The organism is Treponema endosymbiont of Eucomonympha sp. (assembly GCF_001028545.1).
In genome coordinates this window covers 1-438 of record NZ_BBPW01000677.1, presented here as the reverse complement: position 1 = coordinate 438, position 438 = coordinate 1, and the positions used below count along the sequence as shown (strand labels likewise).

The following is a 438-nucleotide window of genomic DNA, read 5'->3' as shown; positions in this document are numbered from 1 at the left end:
CCGCGCCAAAACCAGCCCGCTCGGCAGGACCCGTGGGGTCTCCGCCCCCCGGCGGGCTTACCGCGCGGAAAGCGCCGTCGTGCTTTTCGGGCGGGACGCGTCCATAAGGTACAGCAAGCCTATCCACCCCGCGGTCAGGGCTACAGTCCGCAGCACAAACAGATCCGCCGCCCACGCCAGTATCGCCTGCTGCGTCGCTATCATGGGGGGAATATTTATGATTTGCATAACAAAGGCAAATTCCAAGCCTCCGATCCTACCCCTGGCCGTCGCATTGCCGAGGGTAAGCAGCGGAAAAATGTTGATCCCGTTGTTTCCCGCAAAATACACGTCCGGTACCAGATAGAGAGAATATCCGGGTATGGACGAGTCTCCCGTTGCCACGTATCGAAACCCGTACTGGTTCACGGTGTGGAGAAGGGCGTTCGCATTCGGAAT

General features: G+C 59.4%; 1 protein-coding gene. It reads right to left on the bottom strand.

Annotated elements, in window-relative coordinates; genetic code table 11:
- Positions 1-57 precede the first annotated feature (57 nt).
- Positions 58-438: hypothetical protein (locus AWU74_RS13000; RefSeq protein WP_238580286.1), on the bottom strand; the 381-nt coding region annotated here is incomplete at its 5' end.